Below are 3655 nucleotides of genomic sequence, written 5' to 3'. Positions count from 1 at the left end.
GGTGTTGACGGCATAGCCGTCCGTGGTCACATAGGCCTCTTCGTGAGAATCGGGCACCCTCCCCTGCTCATCCACGGCCTTGATGTCCTTGGGCGCGTTCGGGAACACCGGCGTGCAGGCACACACCAGCCACATGTGGTTGAGGAAGGACCCCCCGAAAGCCGACTGGAAGAAGTTGTCGGCCAGCGTGTAGCGCTGTGCCAGCTTCCAAAGGCCGAGCGAGCTGCCGTCGTAGTAGCCCATCAGCAGACCGCCGCTGTTGCCTGCCGCCACAAACCGGTCGTTCTTGCCGCCGTTGATCTGGCGCTGGTTGGCGTAGTACGCGTGGATCGGGCTGAACATCGTGTCCTTCAGGCCCACCTTGGGCTCGAGCCGGAAGGGGCCGTTCGGGATCGGATCGCTGAAGCGTGCGTCAGCCTTTCCGCTCTTGTCTGCCAGCGGCGCCGGCAGCACGGCGTAGGGCTTGCCACTCGCATCGGTCTGCACCACGCCCTGCCCTTGCGCCACGGCGTTGGCAATGCCGTTGGCGCCGGGGTACATGCCGAACAGGTGGTCGAAGCTGCGGTTCTCGAGGTAGACCACGACGATCTGGTCGATCTTGTCGAGCCGCGGGTCGCGCTTCGTTGTGAGGTCTGTCGATTGGGGCGGGCTGCTGCACGCCACGACGAAGGCTGCCGAGAGCAGGGCCAGCGCGCTGTGCCGGAATCTCATCTTCATGTACATCTCCATTGAAGTTGCACTCGTGTGCATTTTTGGGCGAACGAAGTGCTTCATTCGGTGAAAAGGGCCACGCACGTTCATGGCGCGGCCGTGTGCCCGTAGCAGGCCTTGAGCAGCGTGTAGTCGTAGTAGTGGCTGTTCGCGGCGAAGCGCGCGCCATCACAGGCCGCCTTGAAATCGGTCTCTTTTTCGTTGTAGAGCATCTTCACGAGCACCTTGCCGGTGGCGTTGCGCACCACGTCCCACTGAACGTTGGCAGCCATCGGAGAGACGATCTCTCCGCGCCACGGGTTGGTGTCGTAGCTGTACGACTGGGCGCGCGGTACCTGCACCGCCACATTCTTCAAGCCCAGCTTGGACGCGAACGGCACCACGATCTCTGCGTGCGCGAAGCGCAGCTTGGCAGCGTGGCCCAGGTCGCCCTTGGCGATGGCGTCGACCTCGTTGAAGAAGTCGTCTTCCAGCGATTGCGCCATCTTCCAGGTGACGCTTCCCTTCTCCGTGATGCTCGGGCCCATCTTGTAGAAGTCCGACGCATCGTTGGTGTACGCGAGGTACTTGGCTTGCTCCGAGGGCATGTAGGGCGTGAAATCGACCCCCGCCTCGCTGAGCATCGCCGGTGCGATCACATACAGCTCGTAGAGGATGGAGGCCGCCTCGGCGAGGCTACTGATCTTTGTCTTGCCGTCACCGACCTGCGTGTTGGTGAAGCGACCATCGTCGCTTGCGAAGGAACGCGTGCCGGTGTTGGCGAACTTGTAGGTGCCGGCGTCGATCTTGTCGACGAAGGCCTTGGTGAAGAGACGCTCCAGCAGCGTTCGACCAGCTGCCTTGGCGGCCGGCTCGGCCAGCACGGCCGCCTGCTTGGCCGCCAGTTCGGCGTCATTGGTCCAGGCCTGGAATGCCTGGCTGTCCTGGTAGGTGGTGTAGAGCGGATCGGTGGGCGTGGTCACGAGATCGGTGGCTGGCACCAGCTTGTGGAAGTACAGCTGGAAGCGGTTGGTGCCATCGGGCTGGGCCACCGGCGCACCCTCGGGATACGTGGCGGGCGCGGAGGGATAAGTGACGAGGCTCGTGAGGTTGGACTGCGCGGCCTTGAGTGATTTGACGAAGAAGTACCCGCTGTCGACGGCGCGGTCCACGCCGGAGGTGACCACCACGATCTGCCGCGGCTGACTGGCGGCCTGCGCGCCCACCTGTGCAAAGAGCGCCGCATTGCGGCTCAGCATGCGCTTGGCCAGGGCGGTGTGCTCTTCGATGCCGACCTGGGTCTCATTGCCGTAACCAGGGCGGCTGATGCCGTCGACCCTGTCGCCGAGCAGGAAGTTGGCCTTCATGATCTTCAGCACGTCGGGGCCGAGCTTGGCACCGAGCGGCGTCAAGGCGTTGTCGGCCTTGGCTTGGTCCCACATGTTGAGCACGGCCAGGTCGTACTTCATGCTCGACAGCCCCCGTGAGCCATGGCGCGCCATCAGCTCGGTGTAGACCACGCTGTAGCCGGCGGGCGGCGCCTCATAGGTCGAAGCGGCCTGCTGGGGGCTGTACGGCGTCTTGGTTTGGTAGTACTCGGTGCGCGTTGGCGCTGGGGGCACTGGGTCGTCACTGTCACCACCGCAGGCGGCGAGGGCCATGACAAGACCGCACAAGGCCCAGCGGGCCAGATGGGACTCTCGAGTTTCAAGTTTCATGCTGATGTCTCCAATCGCGCCGTGTTGTCAGAGATGCCCGCGGCGTCGTTCAGGCGTTTGCACTCGTGTGCAATCCAAGATCAAAAAGAAGGAGGTATGGCAACTGACTCATCGCTCCAGGTGCCGCCGTACTGGCGATCGATGGTCGCGACGAGTTGCGCGTACAGCAACGCACCGGATGCGATGATGGGATTGCCACGCGTGAGCCCGTCGGACTCGAGAAAGTTGTTCACCATGCCGCCAGCCTCGCGCACCAGCACGATCCCGGCCAGGCAATCCCAAGCGTTGATGTGCGGCTCGTAGTAGCCGATCAACCGGCCCGCGGCCACGTAGGCCAGCATCAAAGCGCCAGAGCCGTTGCGGATGAACATGCCGCCGCTGGCCAAGGTTCGTGCGAGGAAAGGAACGAAGGCCTCCACCGGGACGCGGTGCGAGAAGCCCACACCCAGGATGCCTTCCCTCAGCGAAGCCGCCGCACTTACCTGCAGGCGCGAGGTATTGACGTAGGCGCCCTGACCTTCGGCGGCATGAAAGAGCTCATCGCTATTGGGGTCGTACACAGCGCCGATGACGGGCCGGCCGTCGCACAACACGCCGATCGACAAGCACCAGGCGAACATGCCGTTGACGAAGCAGGCGGTACCGTCGATGGGGTCGATCACCCACAGGTAGCGGGCCTCGGCGCGCTCAACACCGCCTTCTTCGCCCACGAAGCCGTCGTCCGGGAAGCTCGCATGGACTTGGGCCCTGATCAGCTGCTCGATCTCGCGGTCGGCCGCGCTCACCATGTCTTGCAGGCCCTTCGACTCGATCACCAACCGCTCTCGCTGCTGGAACATCTCCAGCGCCCTGCGACCGACCCGCCGGGCCACTGCCTGCACCAACTCATGCCGCGCGCTCATCGACAAGGACGTCATGCCTGGCCCCCGACGATGGAGACACCGTGGTCGGCAAAGCGGATCGCCACCGAACCGCCAACCGGCAGCGGCTTGCGCACCTCTGCTTGCCGCACGAACAACTCGCCAAGGGGCGACGCCAGCGAGTACTGCATCTCGGTCCCCAGGAATGCCGCCGTCAACACCTGACCCACGAGCGCGTCGTTGGCCGCAGCAGGGCTCAGCAGCATGGCATCGGGGCGCACTGCGACCTTGACGCCGCCGCGATAGCCGCGCCGATTCGGCAGGCGCACCACGGTGCCACCGATGTGGCAATCCACCAGCCCGTCGACCGGCGCGCCACGCACCTCA

General features: G+C 64.4%; 4 protein-coding genes. All 4 read right to left on the bottom strand.

Going from position 1 to position 3655, the window contains the following annotated elements:
• Positions 1 to 717, bottom strand: a 717-nt coding sequence (locus VFL64_RS04855) for an alkaline phosphatase family protein (RefSeq protein WP_489539254.1), incomplete at its 3' end; no start/stop codon positions are given.
• 80 nt (positions 718 to 797) lie between these two features.
• Positions 798 to 2408, bottom strand: coding sequence for a histidine phosphatase family protein (locus VFL64_RS04850; protein WP_489539253.1), 1611 nt, complete (start codon positions 2406 to 2408; stop codon positions 798 to 800).
• 80 nt (positions 2409 to 2488) lie between these two features.
• Positions 2489 to 3310: an inositol monophosphatase family protein gene (locus VFL64_RS04845; protein WP_489539255.1), complete on the bottom strand. Its 822-nt coding sequence runs from the start codon at positions 3308 to 3310 to the stop codon at positions 2489 to 2491.
• Between the two features lie 11 nt (positions 3311 to 3321).
• A partial coding sequence (locus tag VFL64_RS04840; RefSeq protein WP_489539252.1) for a TOBE domain-containing protein occupies positions 3322 to 3655 on the bottom strand: 334 nt, incomplete at its 5' end.

This window comes from Rhizobacter sp. (genome assembly GCF_035702065.1).
In the GTDB taxonomy this organism is placed as follows: Bacteria; Pseudomonadota; Gammaproteobacteria; order Burkholderiales; family Burkholderiaceae_C; genus Rhizobacter.
Note: the sequence above shows the minus strand (reverse complement) of the source record. Positions and strands in the feature narration are given on the sequence as shown.

Bases quoted from the DNA above. Each gene is read 5' to 3' on its own strand.
- VFL64_RS04850 (WP_489539253.1), bottom strand. From the start codon at position 2,408: ATGAAACTTGAAACTCGAGAGTCCCATCTGGCCCGCTGGGCCTTGTGC.
- VFL64_RS04845 (WP_489539255.1), bottom strand. From the start codon at position 3,310: ATGAGCGCGCGGCATGAGTTGGTGCAGGCAGTGGCCCGGCGGGTCGGT.